This is a genomic window from Gaoshiqia sediminis, from assembly GCF_025907915.1.
GTDB lineage: Bacteria > Bacteroidota > Bacteroidia > Bacteroidales > Prolixibacteraceae > Gaoshiqia > Gaoshiqia sediminis.
This window is the reverse complement of sequence record NZ_JAPAAF010000002.1, coordinates 216,386-241,853: the sequence shown is the minus strand read 5'-3', so window position 1 is coordinate 241,853 and position 25,468 is coordinate 216,386. Positions and strand designations below refer to the sequence as shown.

Sequence of the window (25,468 nt, the reverse complement as noted above, 5' to 3'; positions counted from 1 at the left end):
TTCCTCTTTTATTGAACGGGCAATTTTTTCATCAGTACCCGCTTAAATTTTCATCTAGACGGAAATTTATTTTCTCCTAGATGCAATTTTATTTTCTCCTAGAAGAAAATTTATCGCCATCAGGATGTAAAAATTCCTGCGATAAACTGATCGGATGATTCGAAGTCATCCGATCAGGATTATGCTATCGTGAAAGGGTTACCCCCATCAAGCCAATAATTACTTCGTTAGCCATCGTTTCCAAAGTCAACGACACCAGTTCTTTTTCCGGATCGAGCGGAAGGTCAAGTAAAGTGGCCATTCCGCCATCTACATAAATCGGGTCGTTCGACATGCGTCCGCCCAACTCGCCGGCGTGGTACTTGCTCACATCGCCGGTTTTCAGTCGCACCCGCCACGGACGGGGCTGCCGGGTGTAAAAGGCCCAGTCATCGATAAACAAATCCTGATCAAGCGGAATCAGGTTGTCGGGCAAAACCAGGTCGAGCACGTCCTCGGTGCCATCGGCATAGCTGACACGGATTTGCCCGTTCAACACATACACCTGCATGTGATAGGTGGACGCGGCCACCAGAAAATACGCCTTCGAAGCCTTGCCGCTGAGCGGAAGGGTAACCGAAGCCGGGTAATTATCCCACAAAGTGGTGAATGCAATGTTGTTGGCATTCTTGCTGCCCGGAGTTGCAAACGGAATACCCTGCGGCATGGTAAAAGTGCCGCCGTTGGCCGCAGCCAGCGAGCGGATTCCGCTGTCGTCAATCACCGACAGGTCGTTGGGATGGCACCACTGCCCCATGCCTTGCGTGGGTACCTGCAGCGTGGTGTATTCCCAGCGCGGCGAAAGGTATTTGCCGTAGGCGAAGATGTCGCGCACCTTTTCGTTAAAGCCATCCGTCATCGTAACGGCACGATATTCCTGCGCGGCGGGATTGGCGATGTTCCAGTTGATGGCCCGCAGATCATGCGTCTTTCTTTCAGCCCTCACTTCAATTTTATTCGTCCCCAGGGTGGCCACCGGCGAAGAAAACTCGTGTTTGGTTTTTCCTTGAGCGGGGATTTTTACCGCCCCCATGTTGTTGCCATTCACCCAAAGCTCACCGGCAAGGGGCTGATCGGTATGATTCAGCAAATCGAAAACAAGCGATTCTGAATCCGGATGATTGGCGATTTCAACAGGCTTAACCACCTCCAGTTCGACCGGAAGCCAGAAGCGCATTTCGCCCGACGAAACCTCAACAAACAAAGTTTTGTTGCCTTTTTCTGCGGAAACGGTTCCGCACAACACGCCATTTCGAATTTGTGCACCTTGAAGCACCGATTGCGGATCGTAGATCTTCTCAGCTTCGAAGGGCAATTCCAGGTGAAGTTTTTCACCACGTGCCGTTTTAGCCGTTACTTTTTCGGTATTCAGCTCTTCACCTGCCCATTCGATTTCAATTTCGTAAACTGGTGCCACGCCCGCATCAATCCTGATTCGTGGAACCGAAACCGATTCATCAAGCAAGTCAAAGCCCGTTTCGCGGCCATTCACCCGAATGGATTGCACCCGGCTCCGTGGGGCCTTCACTTCCAGCGATAACTGGATATCTTTTTTTAGAAGGTTTGGTTTGATGGTAAAGCTGTCGGTATTTCCTTCGCGTTTGAAGGCATACGCCATATTCCGGGTTTCGATCTCCGCAAAATCCCAATCCGCAGGAAATCCGGGGCGGATGGTCAGCTGCTTGTTCATCAGGTCGGGAACGATGCCGTACATGCCCTGCACCAGCGCCCGAACGCCCATAGACACCGGATCGGCAAAATCGCGGTAGGTTTCTCCGCGGGCGGCATCATAAAACGAGATCTGGGTGATGTTGCCCGGCCCGGAGCCCAGGTACATGGCATCGAGCAGCGCCCCTTTGTAAAGTTTGAACGCTTCGTCCGCGCGGCCTGTCTGCCAGTAGGCCAGCGAAGTATGGACGATCTCGGCAAAGGCCACATTGTTGATCGACCACCTATAGGGTTGCCAGTTTGTGGTTGCCACCACGTGGTTGGTCGTGTCGTCCAGCCCTTTGGCCAGAACCGGAATGTGCGTTAGTTCCGTATCGATGTAGCGGGTAGCCTGGTAGGCTTTGAACGGATCGTGAACATCGGAGTCAATGGCATGATAAACGGTCCACACCGCCGCATTGTCGTGCCGCATGCCATGCCCCATATTATCTCTGAATTCGGCCCACCAGCCTTTCTCCGGAATCCAAAGCTCGCGGTTCATGGCTGTGAGAATCAGTTCCGCCTCCTTTTCGTATTGTGAAGGATCTTCGCCTAATTTCTTGGCAATTTCTGCTGCCATTTTGTTGGCCCGGTAGTTATAGGCAGACGAGTGGGTTGCCTTGCCACCGTTGTACTGCAGGGCATCGGAAGCCCAAATACTGCAATAGCCGTCGTAAAGGCCATCGTTGTCGGGGTCGAAGGTATTCTTCTCCCAGGCGAGGTGGCGCTGCAAGGCCGGAAAGATTTCGCGGGCATAATCCATGTCGCCGGTCCAGTTCAGGTGCCACAACAGCTCGTCGAAAAAAACCAGGTTCATGTCGTAGTGGTGCATGATATCCGTCCGGTTGGGGCTTCGGCAGATATAGCCATTGCTATACATCGGCGTACCCCACTTTTTCGCGGCACGCGCCAGGTTCAGCTCTTCATCCTGCAGGTGCGGCAAGCTAACCGGCACATCGGTTACCTGCGAGTTGATGTAGCCGTTGAAGTGCGTTCGTGCCCGGTCGTGCAGACCAAGCAAATCGGCCAGGTAGGCAGCCCGCCAGCCGGTGAGTGGCATTCGCCAGCCAATGGCCCCGTGCAAATAGCCGGGATCTTCCCACACCGCATCCTCGGCCCCGGAGAAAATGCCACCCAAGGTATTCAGGTACGGATCGGGGGTATGCAATTTCAGCGTCGAAGCAATCTTTTCGCGATAAGCTACGCCTTTGTTAAAAGCATCGGCCAGTTCGTTGTAGGCAAAAGGTGCACGGCTCTTGGGGCTGTGCAATTCGAAGTAAAACGGCTCCGCGTCCATTTCGTATTCGGCAATAATGACCGGGCGGGAAGACTTCTCGGACTGAAGCAATTGTTCCAGATCGTCAATTTGGTTGCCATCGGCTTCGCGAATGTTCGTTCCCAGGGGAAATATGGCGGTAATGCTGATCGAATCCCCATACCCCGGCGATGCGGGGGAAGTCTGTTTTTTCCGGCTTTCGGAATTTTCATAAGCTTCGTCGTCGGACACCGGTTTGGTCGCATGTCCATACCAAACCGTCGCCTGATGGCTGGCTATCTCGAAGATATTTCCCTGGCAATTGTCCGGTTTGATGTAGAAACTATCTTCCGGATCGGCCCCCAGATCACCTTCGCGGCTATACCGCTTGTTGTTGGCTCCACCGTAAATCCACAGAATTTTTGTCCCCTCCGGTACTTGGTCGGCGGTGTGTCTGACCACCAAACCATCGCCGTCGGACAAGGCAACGGCATCAACGGTGATCGTGCCGCGTCCCAATAAGTTCTTGTCTTTCAGAATATAAGTTCGCTGCCCCGATTTGAAGCGGGATTCGACAGACTCGAAATCTTTTACCCAGCGATTTTCTGTGGGTGTGGAAATGGCCATATACACGCTTCCGCCCAAATAGGGCATGTACAGCCCAAATTCGGGAAAATCGCTCGTCTCAAAACGGAAGCCGGTATTGGTTCCATAAATGGCTCGGGAGAAGCGTTTGTCACCATTATGAATGACAAATTCTTCGCCATCGGGCTTGTACCTGAGTTCCCGCTCTTTCCCCTGCCACCAACGGGCTGGATCGATTGGTTGTGCGCCAACACCCCAGGAGATTGCAGCAAACAGTATGATTACAATAAGTTTCTGCATCACCTACTCGTTTCGCAGTCCGAAATAGAAATATACGGTTCGTTTTACTGGTTTGTCCATCACGTTCAGCTCGCCCGCCGGGCCGAGGTTCCAGGTGTCGTTGCTGATGCCCATGGCCAGCTTGGTCCCGATCGGAGGAATGCCATCCAAAAAGGAAACGTTGCCTGTTGGCAGAGCCGGGTAATTTTTAGGCCCGGAGATACCGTGAAAGTCAAACAGGCGGACAAACAGGTCCTCTTCCTGAGCAACTACGGTAAACTTGCCGTGCACGGTGTTGAATTCCATCCACGATACATCCGCATAATATCCTTTAAACTGTGGGTACTTCCAAGAGTTATCGCCTGGCAAAGTGTTGTTATACAGTCGTTGATACACATCCAAGGTGACTCCCTGCAAGCGGTTTTTCCATACGTGCGTGGGGCCGCGGCCCAGCCACTTGGCACCAATCACGTCCGACTCGGGAAAGTCGAAGCTGACGCCTGTAAAATACTGGCCGCCATCCACCTGGTATTCGTAATCCATTTGCAGCCAACCGCTATTATACATCGTCCAGTTCACTTCTTTCAAATCACCCGAATAGGTCATCTTTACCACATGGGCATGGGCTGTTTCGTCATGCGAAACACTAATCAATTCAGATTCGCCGCTCACCAGCACCGGCCCGTTATTAAACGGAATAGGCAAGCCAAAATCGTTCTGAACCGACACCAAAAGCCCGCTGTTCATGTTGAAAGTCACCGCAATTCCAGACGCTTTCATGGTCAGTAAACTATCTTTTTCGGTCACTTCGACCTTAGAACTTAGCTTGTCATCGCCGGCCTGCTGTTCAATGGGCAGGATGTTATCCTCCTCAATTCCCTGGGCCTTCAGCTTCTTCAGCCGTTCTTTCTCCGCTTCGCTCAGTTCCTTTTCAACCAGTTGCACCACGGCATTGGTGTTGCCATCGGTTTTCCAGCTCCAGCAATAGATTTCGTCACCCGAAGGAGCAAATGCACGCAACAGCACGGCATCATATTGTTGATAGTCTTCCGGCAGTTCCAGCTTCAATTCTCCTTTTTGAACCGGCTGAACGTCCGGGCTTTCGGCTTTCCCTTCTTTCATGACTTTTTGATAGACGCCCCGCTCTTCGGGCAAGCTGAAATTCACCAGCTGCCATTCAAAACGAATGGCCTTGAGGTTGGTAAAATGGTGACGATTTTCCACCGCAATCCGGCCATCAAAATCGGCTGGCAGTTTGTCCAGCGCAATCTTCACCGGACTATAAATTTCGCGCATGGCGTAAAAGCTGCCTTCTTTTTCGCGGTGCGGGCCCACCAGTCCGTCGGGCGCATTCACGCGGTTGGCATCGATCGTCCCGTCCAGGTCGGTGCGTACCAATCCTTCATCGGCCAATACCCACGAAAAGCCGCCCGCCGCCCGTTCCGAATGCCAGAATAATTCCCAATAATCGGCGAGGGCAGCGGCACCACCACCATCATCCTGGGCATGCAAGAACTCGGTTGGCATGTAAATCAAGTCACCTTCCAATATCTTTTTTGAACTGTAATACGTTTCGTAGTGGTTGCAATCAATACCATTGTGATCGTTTCCCGGACGGTGGTGCGCATGAATGACCGGGCGGTTGGAAGGATCATAGATAGCGTAATCGTCATCCAGCTCCTTGTTGGTTCCGCCTTCGTTTCCGTTGCTCCAGAAGATAATGGACGGGTGGTTCACATCGCGGATCACCAGTTCGCGAACCAGTTTGCTTCCCGACTCGGTGTCGTAGGCATTTTGCCAACCTGCCAATTCATTCAGTACAAACAAGCCCAGCGAATCACAATAATTCAGAAAAGCCTTATCGGGCGGATAATGCGCACAACGCACGGCGTTCATGTTCATTTCCTTGATCAACCGAACGTCATTCAAATCGATGGTGGCATTAACACTGCGCCCGGTTTCGGGCCAAAAAACGTGGCGGTTAACGCCTTTCATTTTCACTTTGGTGCCGTTGACATAAATACCGTCGCTCTCACGGATTTCAATGGTTCGGAAACCAAATTTCTCGCTGAGCTCGTAAGCGGTTTTGTTTCCGTTTTTCAGGCTCACTTTCACCGAATAAAGGTTCGGAGTTTCCGGTGTCCATTGCTTGGCCTGAGCTACCTGGCAAGTCATGGTGACGAGAGAATCACCGGCTCCGGCTTTGGTTTCGCAGCTCTGCACGCGGTTTCCTACCGCATCGAAGATCTCAGCCAGAATCGTTTGCTTCTTCTTCAGATTCACCGGAAACACGTCCATTGAAAAACTGCCGTCAGCCTGGGCATTAATGGCTACGCGATCGATAAATTCATTGGGCACAGCCTCAAGATAAACCGGGCGGTAGATTCCGCCAAAAATCCAGTAGTCGGCGAAACGCTCGGCCCGGTTGACGGAGTGGTTGGATGACATTTTATGAACGGTCACCTCCAGTTCGTTCTCCTGTCCGGCTTTCAGTTTGTCGGAAATATCATAGCGAAAACGGTAAAACGAGCCCTGGTGAATGGAACCAGCCAGCTCACCATTGACTTTTACTTCCGTATCAGTCATCGATCCTTCAAAGACAATGAAAATGGTCTTGTCCTTCCAATCCTGCGGAACGGAAAAGCGGTGTTTGTAAATTCCTGTTTCATCCGAAAACTTAAACTTTTTGCCATAAGTGCGGTAGTCGCGACCATAATCGTATTCGCCAAAACCCTGTTGTTCCCAGTGCGAAGGCACTTCGATGGTGCTCCAGAAGCCACTGTTCCGGCCCGAAGTGCAATAAAGATCCCAAGTAACCGTGTTCTCATTGTCGGTCCCGGAAAGGTATTGGATTTCCTTTTGTTGGGGAGAGGCCCAGGACGTTAGTCCAGCCAGCAAAATTAATGCAATCGTCAGTAGTTGTTTTGAGTAGCTCATAATCTATTGTCTTTTCTCAGGATCTTTACACTATTATTGTGATGCGGCGCATGAAACCATTTCTTTATCAACAAACATTGGTGAATGCGCCTTTTTGTTTTGCATTGTTCAACCCCGGGTTACGCTCCGCTCACCCGGGGTCATCAATATTTTACCCCTTCGGGGCAAAGCCTCTAAAACACTGGTTTAATGTCTTCCCATTTCACCTTCCACTTGCCATCTTTGGGGAAGCCGGGGTTTTCCGTTTCGCAACCGGCGTAACCGGCGCACATCATGCCGATGGTGGTCAGCAAGCCGCCGTTGCCCGGCAAATAAATACGCAGACGTTCGCTTTGGTAGTTGTGTCCGTTCTTCAGATACGTATTCTTCTGAACATCTTTCAGCAGAAACTCCAAAGCCAATTCCGGCTCTCCCAGCCTGACTGCCGACATGGCCGCCATTGGGTAATCCCATCCCCAGGTCGAAGGCCAGTCCCAACGCTCGGCAATGCGATGCATGGTGTTGCGCATCACCTCGGGATCCAGTTTGTCCCAGGCCGGCAAAATACCATAAGCGCCAAAAACCACCGGATGGTCTTCCATCAATTCCATATTGGTGTACGATTCGGTTGCACCTTCAATTCCCAAGTAAACCCCTTCAGCTTGATCGGGGGCAGCCAGTTTAAGCCGGACATTTTCCCACTGGTCATTCGCCTCCAGTTGCAAGCGATCTTGCCACTTCCGGGCGGTTGTCAGTCCCCAGTACCAATAAGCCAGCTCAAATGGCGGATTGGTCGTGGTTTCGCGCGACCAGTGCTCCTGCGCAGGGATAAGCGGCGGTGCCAGATCGTACTGCTGCTTTTCATCGTTCCAAACCGGAAAGTCGCCCATAAAATCGGCCGTGGCGAAGACCAGGTCTTTGTATTTGTTCAAGGTCTCTTCCGTTGGATTAGCCTGATACATTAGTTCGGCAAACCAGATGATATGCGGCTGCTGCCAAATGAGGTAGGAACCAACCGACGAAGGGCTGTTCTCGCCATCAGGGCCCAGCATTTTTTGCCAGCGCACACCTTCGTATCCTTGGTCCTGTGCGGTTTGCAGGGCCTGTGCATATAAGTCGTTGTAATAGTCCAGTTGTTTTTCGATGAGGTTTTCCCGGTTCCACTGCGGAAAATGGGCGATGTGCCACCAGTGCATTTCGAGGTGATATTTACCGTACCAACTGTTGTAGGTCAAGCCCGTTTCAGCGGGCGGCAACGAACCGGTACTTTGTATCTTGATCAGGTACTGCGAAAGGATGGTGCGTCGCTCCAGTTCCTTCGCCCGGGGATCGGTGCATTCTGAAAAATCAATCATCCCGCCGTTTTCCCAATAGTTCAACCAAGCCTGTTCGTTGTTTGTTTTGGTTGATTCGAAATCAGCCAACGTTGTTCCGCCAACTTCCGGGGCAAACAGACAGTTGAATACAAAGACTTCCTGCTCTCCGGGTTGAAGCACAAATTGATGGTCGTCGGTTTTGGTAACAGCACCGGAACCTTTCCATGCGATGGCCACTTGATATTGGTCATTGTCCATCGTACGATTGATGAGCACCTGATTCGATGCAACTTCGCTTAACACCGACTCGTGTTTTTCGGGTGAATCAAAGTCGTAGCCTTCGTGGGTATTTTCGGCCACTCCAAAAGGGAATTTCCACTGAACGGCCAGTTTTCCTTGAGCAATCAGGGGCGATTCAATTCGGGCTGAAATCTGGTCCTGATCCTGATGACAAAAAACTTCAACGGTTACCGGCTGCCCGTCAAACTCAAACGAACTGCTGATTTTTCCGGTCCACATGTCCAGGTGATGTTTGGCCTGTTTGATATCTTCCAATCGGGCGGTTTCACCTTCAGAATTGGTCAGCACCAAGCCAATCATTCCCAAATGCAAACGATGTGGGTTTTCTCGGAAATAGTCGCAGGCAGCTTGCGCCCGCTGGTTATCTTTCAATTGATGACGGTAGGGCACTTGCCGGCCTTCCACTTCAAAATATTTGAGCGTTTCGGAGCGTTCGTAGCCCTCGGTATTGGGGTTGGTATGCCAGCCCCAGTTGGATTGCGTACCCAGCGGAACGCCATTTTCATAGTCGGTGTAAAAGGTTTGCAGCCCGGTCAGGTCGGTGGTAAAAGCGAACTCACCATTCCCGATTGAAAGGGAAGCCAGCGAGTCGAAGCCTTCAACCAGCACATTGTTGCGCATAATCACGCTATGCCGGTCAATTTTTTCGGGCTCATTTTTCAATTGACAACTTGCCAACACAATAACAGAGAGGATCGATAAGAAAAAAATTCGTTGCTTCATGTTTACTGGTTTTTTAGTTCTAAGGGTGTTAAACTCACCGGGCCAAGCAGTCCTGAGGGGAGCGGTTCCCAATGTGCGGCGGTAAAGACCCCGTCGGGACCAACATTCTCGCGCTTATTTGCGGCAAAGTTGATGTTGTAAAATTTCTTGTAATTCACGCCGTTTTTATCCATGTCGATGATGCGGTTGGCCATCAGGTTCGATACCCTCACTTCCAGTTCGTTGGTTTCCTTCAACAAACTTGAATCGATGTTTAGCTGATAGGTTGGACCAACCAGCGTTCCCAACTTTTCGCCATTCAGATAAACGGCAGCCGAAACAGCTACTTCACCCAAATCCAAGTGATAAGCCGAAGCCTGGCCGGCAGGTTTTTCAACCGTAATTTTATAGCTTGCTGTTCCGGAGAATTTGGCCAGTTCGTCCGACACTTCGGGCCACGATTTCAGTTCGCTGGTTTGGAAAGTTTCGGGCAAAGTTGGCCCGCCTTTCACAAACGACACGGTCCATTCTCCAGCTAAAAGCAGACGTTCACCGGCTGACTCCCAAACCGGATAATCAGCCAATTCGCTTTCAGCCGGATACCACTGCAAGATCAGCGTTTCGCCCGGGGCCAGCTGTACATATACTTTTGATTGGTCTTCACCAACTTCCTGAACCCGTGCTTTGCCCATCGTCCGGTCCACCGGATTAAACCAAACCGCCTGTTTACCTGCCGACTGTACCGTCATCCATTGGTCAACCGGCTGATCTGTCCAGTTGGTCAGGAAATAGCAAGTGCCCTCGGCTCGGCTCACGCGACTAAACCACAAACCCAGCTGGGCTGCTTCCTCGGGAAACACGTTCACCTGCGTCAACAGCGCATCTACATCATCGCTCATCAGCAACCGTCCGTTTCCGGCCTTGCAGGCAAGAAGCTCCCCTTGAGATTCGAAGGCAAACGATTGCTTCAAATCTTCAAATGCCTGCTGGCGGTTTTTCAGGTCGGCCAGACCCGGAACATCCACCGGAAGTTTTTCGTGGAAAATGACTGTTGCTCCGGCATCGACCAGGGCCGCCAGTTTTTGCAACGTTTCCAGGGGCATGTATTCGCAGCGGGGCACCAGAATGGTTTTGTAGGTAGCGCCCGGCGCTTTCACCCGGCTGTTTTCTACCGTCAATTTCTGTATCTGCCTATCAGAAATATAATCAAATGAATAACCTTTGGCCAGCAATTCGTGGCTGATCTCTTCGGTAATGGGCTCACGCGGACCGCCAAAATGTTTCAACATGCTGCGTCCTTTTTCCGACCAGCTGTCGTAAATCGGGAAATACAGTAACAGATCGTTATCGGGAGTCGATTTTTGCATAAACGACTGGCAGTTGGCCACATAGTCGTTCAGCGCTTTCAGGTCGTTCCACCAGGAGTTGGTTGGCCCAAAGTGCACCGAGGCGTAAAACATCCAGCCGGGCCAAGCTTCATTTTGGGGCGAATATGGCGTTCCGTGATACACAATGTGGTTTACGCCGTGCGCCAGGTAACGGTCGAAATTCTGTTTGGCATCGCCCAAATCCGACAAAAAATGCTCATCGAGCCAGGTGGCAGCTTCGCAGGCAATGAGCGGCTTACCCGAAACATGCCCGGCCGAAGTGGCCATTTTGATCCGCATGGGCTTGGTCCCCTCGGTTTCGGGGATGTGGCTGGCCTCGTACAAGTCGAGGATGTTGGCCGGGGATCCATGTGCCTGGTTGCGGATGATTGCCCCGTGGGTCTCGGCCCAATCGGCCCATACAACGGTAAACCGGTCGAGCAACAGATCAGAGATGGTTTCGCGGAAATCGCACAGCACACGGCTGTTCATTTCTTCGGAGCCATTACCGATCAACGATGGCAAATGCTGTTTCAGGTCGTAACCCCGGCGGGCCTCAAACTCGTCGAAGAACAGCGGGGTCCAGTCCGATTCGCCCTGGGCATCGTCCACTTCGTACGAGTCGTTAAAAAAGGCACGCAGGCCGGTAAGGTCAATCTGGGTTGCTTTATCATCAAAATCTTTCAGAAACTTGCGGGTGGCCGTTTCCGAGAAATGGTCGATCACGTTTCCTTCGCCGCCTGTTCCGGCGCGTTCAACCATTTTGCCGTGCCAGCCCTGGAAAACGGCACACAGTTTCCAGGTTCCTGCAGGTGCGGTCCAGTCGAGTGTTCCGTCGGCAGCCACCCGATCAGTCAGCTCCAGGATTTCGCCGTCATCGCTGCAAGCCATCAGGGTTTGCAGCGGAAGCGGTTTTTCAAAGCGCACCTGGTCGAGGGCCAGTTCCTGTAAATTGGTGTTGCTGCTAATCGGAAACTTCACTTCCGAGATGTCCACCCGTTTTCCGACAGCCCGCACCAAGGGTTGCTGGATGAACTCCACCTTTTCGTTCAGACGTTCACCTTCTTTCAGACTAAATTGTTTGAACTGCACATTTTTACAGGCATCTTCGGCCTGAATCCACGGGCCGCCAAACGGCCAGCCGGAAGCATTGGCCAGGTCGATGCCCAAATCCAGGCGCTGCCCCTCTTTCAGGGTGTGCTCAAATACTTTCATCCATTCGTCCGACTGAAAACGGATGGACAAATCCTCGGAGCCTCTGACATCATAAATGGGGGTAATCTCTACGCCGCCAAAACCTGCTTTTTCTATTTCCTCCATGTTGGCTGTCAGGTCAGCCGGGTTCACCGCGCTGCCGTGCCACCACCAGCGGGTCCAAGGTTTGGTTTCATGGGTGATTTCGGGCCAAGCCGGTGATGACTGACTTTTTGTGGCTGTACATGCCCCGGTAAACATGCCGGCAAGCAGGACAAGCGCCAAGCTACCGGCAACCAGGATTCGATTCATTTTATTCGTTTTCATATCTATCTCTTTTCTATCTGTTACAACTCGGCCTCTTACAATTCAACGGCATATACATCGGAACGGCCTTCGAAATTGGCGCGGAAAATGATCCATTTCATGTCCGGAGAAAAATGAACATTGGGCTCCAGCTTATACCCGTGATGTTTCATATTGACCAGCTTTTCGGAGCGGAACCGGTCTCCCTCGGGATGAAACAGGTAGATCCACATGCCATCTTCGGCTTTGGCCACTTGCCCGGGATCGCCGCCATCGCCGGCAAAGAGCGTTTGGTCGGGCGAAATGGTAAAATGAATGGACCACTCGTCACGGGTTAGTTCATAGCGTTTTTCTTCTCCGGTTTCAAGATCGGTACCACAAACGAAAAAGGTTGCACCGCGCGGCATCTGAAGGTCGAACCAAATACGATTTCCACCGGGGCTGAAAAACTCATGACCCGCAATTTCCATGTCCATCGTTCGTTTATGCACCAATTGTGGTCCACCCCCATTAATGTTGATTGTCCAGATACGGTCAACCATGTGCCAGGGACCTTCGTGACAGAACATGAGCAAGTTGGGGTTGGTTGGCGAAAACTGGATGTGGTTGAGCCAGGCATTTTCAGAATAGATTTTTTTCATTTCTCCGGTTTTCACGTCCAGCGTAAAAAGCGAACGCAACAACCTGGCTTCGTACACCCGGTTAAAAAAATCGCGCTTCTCTGGATATTGCTTAAAAATGGTTTCCTCTTCGGGCGAGCTGATGGCCCCCGCCAACAAGGTTTCGTTGGCGTTCAGCGTAGTGATGCGCCCGCGTATGCTATCGGGGAAAACATAGATCAGCCGGGTTTCGTGATTCTCGACGCCGGTTGCGAAAACACTGTCGCCACACTGGTAATAAACCTCGCGTCCGTTTTTACCCACAATCTCGCCCGACACTCCCTGTTTCCGGGTGATTTGCTCCGTTTCCCGTGTTTTCAGATCAACCGAAAACAACTGCATGTCCCCGTCAACACTTCCGTAAAAGATCATTTTGGCATTCTCGGTATTGGTTGCCGGTAAAAAGGGATTGTTGTGGAAGTAGAAACTGCGGTTTTCTCCTTCCCTCGGCGTCAGGTGAATCAGTTTATGACCGGTGTCCTGATCAATCCAAGCATCGGGCATAGGTGTTTGTGAGCCGGTTTCCAGGACCGGAACGTCCGGGCTTTGACAAGCCCAAAGCAACAGGCTCAGGGCAAAGGCAAAAAAGTGGATTTCTTTCATATCATTTGGTTTAGTTTTTTCCGGAAGAATAATCTATTGGAAATTCAACCCGAAAGAATGGTTTATTCGGCGGCTTCTCTCAAAATACGGTCGTACCTGGCCTCTTCCGGATCTTCGTGGTACTTTTGCACCTGTAGGATTTCGACCCCGGCACGGATGACCGGCCCCTCTCCCATCGGGATGCTGATAGCTATAGGATAGGTTTCGTCACGGTTGGGCTGCAACGTCTGAGCGGAAACAGCAGGAGCAAAAAGCAAGGCTACCAGTGTCGGCAGGCTTGCTTTTTTCAAGTTTGAAAGTAGTGTGGTCATAATTCAGGTCAGTTAATTCTCAACAACTTGGGTTAATGTTTTACAAAGTTCGCTCAAACCGTTTAGGTAGAACTGGAATTCTGTACACAAAAAACAGGTCAAATTGTTTTTATGCCTGAATTTATTGACACATGAAGCTATTTTTCAAATATTTTCAATTTGATTTCTCCAATAAAAACTTAGAGCGAAACACTAGAAGGATCAAAAGAATATTCCTTTTTATAATCCGATGGAGTTTTGCCAAAATGCCTTTTAAACTGCTTACTAAAATAATCTGAATCGTTATACCCAACCTTAAAACAAACCTCGCTAATATTCAGATCATTCTCTCGCAATAAGGCCCCTGCCTTTTTCATCCGGAGGATGCGAACAAAATCTTTGGGGGAATAGCCCGAAATGCCTTTCATCTTTTTATAGAACACCGTACGCCCGAAATTAAAATGCTCCAACAGTTGGTCGATGGAAAAATCAGGATCAGACAAATTTTCTTCAACCAGCGTAACCACTTTGGTGAGGAACTCCTGGTCGGGCGAGGTTCGGGCCAAATCATTCGGCCCGGCTTCCAGGTCGCGCCCGAAGCGTTCCTTCAGCTGTTTGCGCTGCCTCAAAATGTTCTCGATCCGCTTTTGCAGATAGAGCATATTGAAAGGTTTAGTGATGTAATCATCAGCACCTGTTTCAATGCCTTCAATTTTATGTTCTTCCAGCGATTTGGCCGTCAGCAACACAATGGGGATGTGACTGGTGTGAAATTCGTTTTTCAGCAATCCGGTTAGTTCGAGGCCGTCCATCTCGGGCATCATGATATCGCAAATAATCAGGTCGGGACTTTCTTTTTTGGCCAGTTCCAACCCTTCGCGACCATTTGCCGCTTGAAATACCCGGTATTTTTGTCCCAGTTGCGTACTCAGCCAGCTTCGCAAATCGGTATTGTCCTCCACCACCAGCAGGGTTTCTTTTTGCACCATACTGGTCTTGGTGTGGGTTTCGGTCTCCTCATCGCTATCGTCTTCGGCCACGCTGATGTATTGACTGGTGTATGTCAATTCGGGTTCTTCGGGCGCTGATTGCGGCATGTCTGTTTCGGCAACCAGCCAGGGAAGGGTAACGCAAAAGCAACTGCCCTGTCCAACCGTGCTTTCCACCCGGATAGAGCCGTTTTGCAGTTCCACCAGCTCTTTGGTGAGCGAAAGCCCCACGCCGGTACCCGATTCATCTTTCCAATGCGAGCGGCCACCGAAACTGAACCGTTCAAAAATCCGGGGCAGGTCTTGTTCGCGAATACCTTCACCTTCGTCTTTCACCGAAATATTCAGATGCTTAGCCTCCTCGTCCACGTCCAGCACCAGTTCAATCGTCTTCCCACTGGCGGTGTACTTAAAGGCATTGGATAACAGATTGAACACGATTTTCTCGAGCGATTTGTAATCGAGCGAGGCCTCTATCGAGTCTGCCTGGTGTGTGTACCGGAAACTGATCCTCTTTCTTTCGGCCAAGGGTACAAACGCGAGATAAATTTCATCCAGAAAACGCACGGCATCATCCGTGTAACGATTCACTTTGAAAAAGCCTTTCTGGATTTTGCGGAAGTCCATCAATTGGTCAATCAGCTCCAGCAACCGACGGGTATTTCGCTTTACCATCTTAAGTGGTGATGCCACGTTCGGCGGCAGGTTTTTATCGGACAGCAAATCCTCTACCGGCCCCAGGATCAGTGCCAATGGCGTTTTAAATTCGTGTGAGATACTGGTGTAAAATTTCAGTTTATCGTCGGCCAGTTGTTTCTCAAAGGCCACTTCGTGCTTCAGGCGGATCCGCTCAAGAATGAAGCGTCGGGCCAGGAAAAATATGCCAACAGTTACGAGCAAGTAGAGCAGATAGGCCCAGGTAGTTTTCCAAGGTGGGGGAAAGATGGTGATCGCCAGTGTCATTTCAGGGTTCACCCAAAGACCATCGCTATTGGACGCTTTTAGCCGGAACAGATACTCGCCGGGTTGAAGATCGCGGTAAATGGCCCGGTTCAGGTTGCCCGAGTTGTTCCAGTTTTCCTCGTAATCATCCAGTTTAAACGCATACTGAATGTTTGAAGGCCTCTTAAAGTCAAGCGCGGCAAACTCGAAGGTGATAAAGTTTTCGTTGTACTTTAATACCAATGGCTTCTCGGGATCACCCAGGTGAGGCCGGGCTTCATTCAGCTTTTCCTGGTTGATTTCGCCGTTTATCATTAGGTTGGTGAGCACTATCGGAACTTGTCTTTCTTCCTTTTGAATGTCTTTGGGATCGAACCAAACCATGTCCGAAATGTGCCCGAAAAGCAACAGACCAGATGAGGTAAGAACAGCAGGACCTTCGGAAAACGAGTTCTCGCCCAGCCCGTCGGAGGCATAATAATTTTCGAACAAGCGGTTTTCCCGATCATATTTACACAATCCAAAGTCGGTCCCAATCCACAGGTTGTTCCACTTGTCTTCCACCATGCTCAGGACCAGGTTACTCGAAAGTCCATCTTTCTGCCAGATCTGTTCAAAAGAAAACCTTTCCGGCCATCCCGGTAACAACTTATTTACACCGCCGCCATAGGTTCCTACCCATATTTCCTGGTTCGAATCTTCGTAAATGCAAATGATATCGTTGTAAGAAAGACTGCCCGGATGTGCTGACCGTTGAATTTGCCGGAATTTTTTGTTATCGGTGTCCCGGTATTCTGCAGCCATGAAATTCAATCCGCTGGCCGTACCAATCCACAGGTTTCCTTTCGAGTCTTCCAGAAAACAACGTACCCGATTGTCGGTAATGGCAAACTTGTCGTTCTCATTTTCCAGGTAATGCAAAATTTGCTGGTTTTCGGTCAGGGGGTTACGAATGACATTCACGCCGCCATGATACAAGGCCACCCACATTTGCCCGGCCCGGTCTTCGTGCAAATCGAACACAGCATTGAACGACAGATTTCCCTTTGTATTGGAATAATTACTGATATGCACCGTTTCGAGCGACCTTGGGATTGGGAATCCGGTTCTCGGAAGGTTAGTCAGCACATATATGCCGTCGCCTTTGGTGCCGATCCAGATATTCCGGTCGCGGTCTTCCTCGAAAGCATACACGCCGGTGGAGATTTTCTGCCCGTTCAATAAATCGTTCAGGGCAAACAAGGGCTTCATTTGCTGGTTGTACACCACCACTTCTCCTCGCTTATTCCCGGTCCATATCCATTGGCGGCTATCCTCGAAAATGGCGCGCACCTCCCCCTGAAAATCGGTGGAAGCAGCATTACCTGTGCGATTGTGAAAGTTGTTCTGCCGGAGATCAATCTTGTTCACCCCTCGCTTGTACGTGCCGGCCCACAAGTTACCCGAACGGTCCTCAAAAATAGAAAGGACCAAATTGGAAGATAAACTGCCCGGGTTGTTCTCCTCATGCAGGTACTGGTGGAACAGCCCGGATTCGCGGTCGAAACGGGAAATGCCACCGCCGTAAATGCCTACCCACAAATGGCCGTTATGATCCTCCTTAAAAATCTGCTTTTCCCCTTCCAGGATCGATTGCCGGATTTCGGGTTGCAGCGGATAATTGGTAAACCCGCGGGTTTCGGGCTGAAAACGGCAAACACCCCGCTGGTTGGTCACCAGCCAAAAATCATCGTACCGATCGCGGTAGGCCAGGGTGATGTAATTGTTGACCAAACCACTGTTTCGGGCGGTGAGGTAGTTGCTTTCGTTGTTTTTCTCATCAACCAGCCAAAGGCCGTCGCGGGTACCGATCACTACTTTCCCGGTCCGGGTGCCATCGATAAAACTGACCCTGCGGTCGCGGGACGCAGAAGCGGCATTCTTCCAAAACAGGTTGACCTTTTCGTCCTTCATCTGAAAGATTTCGCTCATCTGACAGCCAATCCAGATTGCGCTATCCGATTCAAAGATATTCACAACACTGTACCCCGGATCGGTGAGATAATTTCGGGCCCGGTGAAATTCACGTTCCGGGAGACGGTCGTCGGGTATATAGCACATGCCGGTAGAAGTACCAATCCACACGCCACTTTGCCGGGCAGCTTTCACAAAGTTAAGATTGTCCGAAGGCAAAACATTCGTTTTGTTCAACCAGCTAATGGTTAACTCGGAAGCCCCGGCTGAAGAAATGACTCGTGCACAGCCCATCCCATTGACATACAACCACATCACCCCGGGCGACGATTCGTACATAAAATGAATCGTGCTTTCAGCCACATCCTTTCCCAGAACAGACGGGAAGTTAATGAAGGTTTCCGTTGCCGGATCGAAGCGGTGGGCTTGGTCTTCGTAGGTCATCAGCCAGATGTAACCCAAACCGTCCTGATAAATTTCGCGGATTTTATTGCTACTGATTGAAGTCGTGTCGTCGGGCCTGAACTCGAAGGTTTTGAACTGCTGTCCGTCAAAGCGGCTCAGGCCGTTAAGGGTGCCAAACCACAAATACCCTTCGCGATCCTGAAACATGGTACGTACCGAATTGTTGGCCAGCCCATCTTCAACGGTCAGGTGCTCAAAAGAAAATCGCTTTTGAGCCGAGACCAGACAAACCAGCAAAACAAGCACTATGGTACTGTAAAACCGCATAAGCCAGGCAGATTAGTTTTCTATTCGTTCCTCCACATCCGGCAAATCGGCCCTGTAGCCACCTGCCGGTACCCCATTGGGTGTCGTAAAAATAGAAAAAGTTCGGAAGAAACCAGAATCGCACAATCGGATACCATCCCGCGCGGGTCAGCTTTCCTCCGATAAGCAGGTGGTCAATTACCTTTTCATCAGCCTCACTTCATAAATACCTCCGGCTACTGATCCGGGGTTAGCTTCAAATTTCACACGAAGTTTTCCATCGGCTTTCTCTATGATTGATTGCGGGATTTCATAATCTACCCTATAAAATTCAGGTCCTTTACTGCCATCCAGGCTCACATCGGCCAGTTTTTCGCCATTGATACTGATGCAGAAATGGCGGTCCTTATCGGCGCCAAAGTACATGATGCGCAATTTCCCGGCCTCCTTATTTTTGTCCGTCAACAGGTAGCTGAACCAGCCCGTAGCATCGCGCCAATGCTTGCCTTGGGTTACGCCAGCATTGGTACGCTCACTTTCGATAAAATGATCCGATTCGGGCTGTTGCTCACCCGGGAAAACCAGATCAACAGTAGCTAGTTCGAGCGCTGCTTTTGCGGCTTCTTCCATCGCTGTTTTGGCGTCCATTTCTTTCAGCTCATCGGCACTCAGGCGCTGAAAATAGATAACATAGCGCGACTCATGCAAGCGAAAAAAAGGAATCAATTCCAGGTTGGCAAACTTTCCCGGGGATAAATTTTCGAGTTTGAAAGTCATCGGCTTTCCTGCTACAGGTTTTACCAGGGAGGTTAGCTGGTCCTCGGGCGCAACAATCACCGGCATTTCGTTGAGCGGGTATTTCTCGCCGGCAGCGATGTGGCCGCCGCGGCTATCATCGGCATATAGTCCGTCCATGTTCAGGGTATCGGTTTTGGCAGCCAGCACAATAGGGCCGTGCAGGAACGAGTAGTAATTTTTCCCATCGGGCAACTGCTCAACGCGAGTATGCATGGGCAAGGCGAGATCGACCCGGTCACCTTTCTTCCAGGTTCTTTTCAATGCCACATACTCACCAGGAGCACCGGCAAACGCCACTTCTTTTCCGTTCACTTTTATCTGGAGAGCATCACGATCCATCCATTCCGGATAACGGATGTGAAGGGTAAATTCGCTTTTCGTTTTCGGATTGATAAATAGTGTGCTGGTTTCGGCATCCGGGAAGCGGGTTTCCTGCACCAGCTCCAGGCCTTTTCCTTTCCAGTTTAGGGTTGAAGGAATAAACAGATTGACGTAAAGGTCGTTGCCCGAGTGGGCATAAATCAATTCGCCGTATTTAGTGTGGTTTTCGAGGCCCGAGCCCACGCAACACCAAAAACTGGTATGCGGCTGCGAATACACCCGGTAATGGCCGGGGCGCATGGGTGTGAAATAAACAAAGCCGCCATGTTCGGGTTCTTCGGTTGACAGGATGTGGTTATACAAGGCCCGTTCGTAGTAATCCATATACTTTACCTGCGGATCGCTCAGGAACAGCTGCCGGGTCAGTTTCAGCATGTTGTAGGTGTTGCAGGTTTCGGGGCCCTGCTCGCTCGAAATCATGCCCGAATAGTCGTCAACCGGATGAAAATGTTCGCGAACGCTGTTGCCGCCAATCGACACAGAACGTTTGTCAACCACATTTTCCCAAAAGAAACGGGCAGCATCGGCCCACGATTCGTTGCCCCCCACTTCGGCAATACGCTTGTAGCCAATCACCTTCGGGATTTGTGTGTTGGCGTGCATACCGGTGAGGTGGTCTTCGTGCTTCAACAGCGGATCCAAAACAGCTCTGTGCGAAAACTGGCGGGCCAGTCCCAGGTATTTTTCATCGCCGGTAATCGCGGCCACATCGGCAAACACCTCGTTCAACCCACCGTGCTCGCTGCGCAACATATCCTGAATTTGTTCATCCGACAAGTCTTTCACCAAACGGATGGCCCAATCGGTAAACTGAATGAGCATTTCTTTGGCTTCGTCGCTGCCTCCAAAAGCGTAGGCGTCGTAAAGTCCGGCATAGATTTTATGAATGTTGTACAGCGGCACCCACTTCTTGTTCAGACTAAAGGAACCGGCATCAATCTTTCCTTCCGCGATGTCTTGCCAGATCGCTTTTCCGCCAGGAACTCCCGACAAATAACCATCGCCGTTGACTTCCTGCGAACGCTTCAATTCCGACAACATATAGTCCATACGTTCCTTCATCCGCACATCGCCGGTTGCTGCATACATTTTAGAAAGGGCAGAAAGGTAATGACCGCCAATATGACCGTCCAAACCGGTATTTTCCCAGTTACCGTAATTTTCGGCTTTGGGCTGAAGACCGGCTTCTTTCAGATAAGGCGCCAACAATCGGTCCATATCCAGGGCCAGGATGTAGTTCATGTCGGCCATCATGGCCTGCCTGAACGGGCTGTCGTGTAAACGCACTTCCGAAAGCTGAAAGGCTTCGGCTGCTATCTTTTGTTGAGCCAATGCCAGAACTGGCAGAAGGGCAATTAATAAGAGTAGTTTTTTAAATTTCATGTTATGATAGTTTTATTTGGTATTGACAACGATCGTCTCCCCGATGGATGGATGAAATAACCCGGGCTTCAACCGGGTGCCCGGCCACTTTCGCAAACATCAGCTCTGCAAATCCTTCGGAGCAATAGCACAAAACCGACGATTTAACGCCTTTCGTGTGATCCACCATCGGGCAAACGCAATAATTTTTGTTCTCGTCAGCCAGGATGATTTGCTCCTGCTCGTCGAAAATAACCTTCCAGTTCCAGCTATCCTTCAAAAATTGGATAAACTTTTTCGGATTACCGACATAGTCCTGCAAAATGTCATCCATCTTTAACTGATCGTAATGCACCCGGGCACATTTTTTCATGATCAAGCGCGAAAGCTTCTCGTCGGTTTGTTCATCCAGACTGAGCATCAGGGTCGAAATCCATTCCTGCATCAGCTTCTTCTGTGCCTCCTCCGCATCGTTATCGCTTTCTGCTTGTAATTTTTGAGCCGAAAAAAAGGAAAAACCGCAGAAACATCCTCCAGCGGTACAAGCTTTTTTTAGGAAATTTCTACGGTTGTTATTTGTCATCTCATTTTCATCTAAAGTTTTTCACTCACCGCCTTCCCACTGTAAATCAGGGTTTTTACCGGGGCACTTTCAGCTAAACCGGTTCCGGACGTTTCATTCACCAGGACCAAATGAAATTGGCGTTCGGTCAACATCCCGGGGAATTCGCCCTGACGATCGGCAATAGAGAGTGTTTGCCGGTCATCGTCCCACTTAAAAGTGATGGTTGAATAAACTCCATTTTCGTAATTATAATTGTCACCCTCATCCTCATACAAAACGAATTCTCCGTCAGCACCGGGGTAAATCCGGATCTCCATATCGTCAGCTTTCTTTTCCGAGGCATATTGTACTTCCGGTCCCCAAGGCAGGATTGACCCGGCTTTTACATACAGCGGCATGATGTCAATAGGCGTTTCCTTTTCTACTTCCTGACCGCCATCCATCTTTTCACCAGTCCAGAAATCGAACCATTGCGCTCCGGCCGGCAAATACACGTTGGTTGACCTCACCGAGCTAAAATCTTCTTTTGCATCCGTGTACTTGTTATCCTCATGTTTTGCTTTTACGTACATCGGTTCTGTGACCGGGCAAACCAGAATCGATTTGCCAAACATAAATTGATTGTCGATATCCAGCGCCTTTTTATCGCTGGCAAAATCCATCATTAAGGCACGCATCATGCTTGAGTTATTGGCTGTTACATCCCACGAAGTTGAATAGGTGTAAGGCAACAGGCGGTAACGCAGGTTGATGAACTTTTCAATCGCGTCGTAAGCCCAGTCGCCTTTTTTTCCAAAGTTCCAAATCTCGCGCGGGGTATCCGTTCCGTGAGACCGCATCATCGGACAGAAAGTTCCGAATTGCAACCAACGCACATAAATTTCGTGAAACGCTTTATTCTCAACACCACCCGGGAAACGCCCGGTGAAAAATCCGCCAATATCGCTGTTCCAATAAGGGATTCCACAAAGCGAGAAGTTCAAGCCTGCAGAGATTTGGTTCCGTAACACGTTCCAATCGGTTTGAACATCTCCCGACCAGGAATTGGCCCCATAACGCTGCTGACCGGCAAAAGCCGAGCGGGTTAAAATAAAAACCCGCTTTTCAGTACTTGTTTCACGTTGATGTGTGTACACACCGCCAACGGTCAGTAAAGGATAAGCATTTCTGAATTTGCGAAATGAACCTAAATGTGTTTTTTGATTATAGTCTGAATCTACCCGTTCAAAATGGTCAGGTTCTGTAGAATCCATCCACCAACCGTCAACACCCAGTTTGAAAATGCCCTGATTCAAATACTTCCAATAAATATCACGTGCTTCAGGATTATATGCATCATAAACCCGGACTCCCGAAGGTGCAGCATCGTTGGGTTGTGGCCATACATTTTTATCAGTAAGCGGCCAGGTTTTAAAATCATACAGCATATTGTTTTCATCAAGCTCCTTATATGGCTTGGTTTGAGGGCCAAAAGACGACCAGATAGAGAAGATGATATTTGCATTTAAATCATGAACCTCATCAACCAATTTTTGTGGTTGAGGGAATTCCGGGTTTAAGAACTCCATGGCGTTCCAATGGTAATTATCACCCCAGTATTGCCAATCCTGAATGATCCCGTCAAGAGCGACTCCCAACTCACGGTATTTTTTTACAACACCAAGGGTTTCATCCTGACTTTTATATCTTTCCTTGCTTTGCCAAAAACCATAGGTCCAGTATGGAAACATTGGAACCTGCCCGGTTAGCTCCCTCATTTGGGCAACTACCCCGTCGGCATTTTCGCCGTACATAAAGTAGTAATCAACACAATCACCAACGGTTGATCTAAAAGATGTTTCAACTTCTGTATCAGTAAAATAAGTAGGAGAATAGTTATCCCAGTATAATCCATAACCTTTATCGGATTGCAACATCGGAATCGCTGTGATTAAAATATCCTGTAACAGATATAGTTCTTGATTACGCTGTGACATTTTCCCGTCCTGAAACTGTCCCAACCCGTAAACTTTTTCATCCTGGTCTAAAACAAACGACTGGCTGACTACATAGCTATCCTCATCAACATCCTTCACAGGGATAAATTGGGCTCCATCCTCTTTCTCATTAAGTAAAGAGGTACCAGTAAGTGTATAAAAAGAAACCTTACCGGTCTTCAGATTTAAGTGAACACTAACGTCTGAAGATGAAACCACTACCTCATCCCCCTTCGCTTCAGTTTTTAATTCAATTGGTTCCGGCCCTTTTATTACGGCCAGGCTTTGCTTTTCAAAGTCGAAACCTGTTTTCGATTTCAGTACACGTGCAATTTTGGGTGAGAAAAACTGAATCTCGATTTCCGTTGAATCGACTATAGTTTTCAATCCAAACTGAGTTTTTTCAAATCCCTGAGGAGCGCAGGCTGCCATCCATAAAGCCAGGAATATTAAAATCAAATAAAAAAATCTTTTCATTGTCACTAGTTTTTATCTTACTTAATTGAGAACATAGAAAATATTCGCACATCAAATTCTATAGGAGATGGCATCATTCGGCCTAAAAAAGAAAAGTGAGGAAACGCGAAAAAGTTCCTCACTAATCCTTCATAAATTACCCCCTAGTAACCGGGGTTTTGAGCCAGGTTGGAGTTTTTCTGAATTTCTCCAATCGGAATTGGGAACAATACCCGGTAGTCTCCGTTGGGAGAATGAGACAACCACGACTTTTTGGTGAAGACACCAAAACGGATCATGTCTGTTCTGCGTCGTCCTTCTTGACAGAATTCCCAACCCAATTCATCCAGAAAACGTCCGTATTCGATATCAGATCCACCTTCATCAGTTGAAGAGATATGGTTTCGTAATCCATAATCATAAGAACTTCCGGCGAGCAGTTCTGCTCCGGTAACTTCAGCCTTTTCCGGGTTCAACTTAAAGTTTCGTTCCCTAACTGTTGTGACAAGGTCAGCGGCTGCATCCTCATCGCCCAAACGCAACAAACATTCTGCCTTCATCATCAGTATATCTGCATAGCGGAACAAAGGGAAGTCGTTACTTAAACGGTTTGTTGCGCCCATCTCAATTTCAAATTTACCCAAACGGAAACCATGCACTTCTTCCGAGTAATCAACTCCGGGCACTTCATTGATATAGGCTAGGGGCTCTCCTTTGTATGCTCCGAGCGTGGCATAGATCACGTCCCCGGTTGCGGTATATTGCTGGCCTTTGATGTAATTGTCCCTGTAGCGAGCATCATCAGTATCAAACGTACTGATAAACTGGGGAACCGCACAAACACCACCCCACGGACTATACTGTAGGTTATAGGTTGCCTGGTTTTCCGGCTGAAGGGTTTGCATGTGGATGTCGAATGCATTCCACTCGGTCACATATTTCGATTCGAAGGGCAATGCAAAGATGATTTCTTTGGCATTTTCGTTATTGGTAATAAAAACGTCCCGTTGATTGGCGTCCAACTCATATCCGGCATCGGAATTAATGATCGCATCGCAGGCCTGGATACATTTGGTCCACTCTGCTGTGCCAGTGTAAACTTCGGCATTGAGGTACATTTTAGCCAACAAGGCGTAGCCCGCCCACTGGTTAAATTTGCCATAAGTTTTTTGATTGTTCTCGGCACTGACCAGCGGAATGTTTTCAATAATTTCACTGACAATGAAGTCGTAAACTTGTTTTCGGGTATTTTGCTCAGGAAGATATCCTTCCGGAACATCAAATTGGTCAACAATTGGAACATTTCCAAAAAAATCGCAAAGCACCCAGTAATAGGAAGCCCGCAATAACTTCATCTCAGCTATTAACGCTATTTTATCGCTCTCCGGAACAGGAATAGTTCCTGACTCAACCTGGTAAATTACACGGTTACAATTGGTTATCCCAGCATAAGTTCGGCTCCATGTATTGACAACAATGTCATCGTCGGTTGTCCATTTGTGCTCGTGGATGCGGCGGTAAACACCCCCATCTACCCAACCATTCGGGCGGGCCGGGGTCAACATCTGATCACCCGAAACTTCATTGGCACGATAAAGACCGTTCCATTGCATCAAGACGGCACGCCAGTTTACGTAGGCAGACCCCGCCAATGCCGCTAAATCCTGGTCGGTTGCCGAAAATTGGCTTGCGATAATGGTATTCCAGCTTTCATCTTTCAATTCAGTACAGGAAACCCCCATGATAACAAGGAATGCAAAGACTGAATTTCTTATTTTTCGTATAACAATATATTTTTTCATATCTGATTCTTTAAG

The 25,468-nt window shown here is 49.4% G+C and carries 11 protein-coding genes; all 11 read right to left on the bottom strand.

Features of this window, described 5'->3' with window-relative positions:
- Nucleotides 1–184: 184 nt before the first annotated feature.
- Entirely contained in the window at nucleotides 185–3,886 is a 3,702-nt protein-coding gene (locus N2K84_RS02670; protein WP_282590223.1) for a DUF4450 domain-containing protein, read from the bottom strand.
- 3 nt (nucleotides 3,887–3,889) lie between these two features.
- Nucleotides 3,890–6,802 carry a glycoside hydrolase family 2 TIM barrel-domain containing protein gene (locus N2K84_RS02665; RefSeq protein ID WP_282590222.1) on the bottom strand — a complete coding sequence of 971 codons (2,913 nt, stop codon included), beginning with the start codon at nucleotides 6,800–6,802 and terminating at the stop codon, nucleotides 3,890–3,892.
- Nucleotides 6,803–6,975: 173 nt separating this feature from the next.
- Nucleotides 6,976–9,120, bottom strand: a complete 2,145-nt coding sequence (locus N2K84_RS02660) for a hypothetical protein (protein ID WP_282590221.1) — start codon at nucleotides 9,118–9,120, stop codon at nucleotides 6,976–6,978.
- A gap of 2 nt (nucleotides 9,121–9,122) precedes the next feature.
- Entirely contained in the window at nucleotides 9,123–11,987 is a 2,865-nt protein-coding gene (locus N2K84_RS02655; RefSeq protein WP_282590220.1) for a glycosyl hydrolase, read from the bottom strand.
- Nucleotides 11,988–12,022: 35 nt separating this feature from the next.
- A complete protein-coding gene (locus N2K84_RS02650; RefSeq protein ID WP_282590219.1) occupies nucleotides 12,023–13,228 on the bottom strand; it encodes an oligogalacturonate lyase family protein in 1,206 nt (401 codons plus the stop codon).
- A 62-nt stretch (nucleotides 13,229–13,290) separates the two neighbouring features.
- Entirely contained in the window at nucleotides 13,291–13,539 is a 249-nt protein-coding gene (locus N2K84_RS02645) for a hypothetical protein (RefSeq protein ID WP_282590218.1), read from the bottom strand.
- 179 nt (nucleotides 13,540–13,718) lie between these two features.
- A complete protein-coding gene (locus N2K84_RS02640) occupies nucleotides 13,719–18,134 on the bottom strand; it encodes a hybrid sensor histidine kinase/response regulator transcription factor (protein ID WP_282590217.1) in 4,416 nt (1,471 codons plus the stop codon).
- A 177-nt stretch (nucleotides 18,135–18,311) separates the two neighbouring features.
- A complete protein-coding gene (locus N2K84_RS02635; RefSeq protein WP_282590216.1) occupies nucleotides 18,312–20,675 on the bottom strand; it encodes a glycoside hydrolase family 127 protein in 2,364 nt (787 codons plus the stop codon).
- Between the two features lies 1 nt (nucleotide 20,676).
- A complete protein-coding gene (locus N2K84_RS02630; protein ID WP_282590215.1) occupies nucleotides 20,677–21,237 on the bottom strand; it encodes a DUF6144 family protein in 561 nt (186 codons plus the stop codon).
- Nucleotides 21,238–21,248: 11 nt separating this feature from the next.
- Complete coding sequence (locus N2K84_RS02625) at nucleotides 21,249–23,672, bottom strand: glycoside hydrolase family 31 protein (RefSeq protein WP_282590214.1); 2,424 nt, start codon at nucleotides 23,670–23,672, stop codon at nucleotides 21,249–21,251.
- Between the two features lie 143 nt (nucleotides 23,673–23,815).
- Complete coding sequence (locus N2K84_RS02620) at nucleotides 23,816–25,453, bottom strand: RagB/SusD family nutrient uptake outer membrane protein (protein ID WP_282590213.1); 1,638 nt, start codon at nucleotides 25,451–25,453, stop codon at nucleotides 23,816–23,818.
- Nucleotides 25,454–25,468 lie beyond the last annotated feature (15 nt).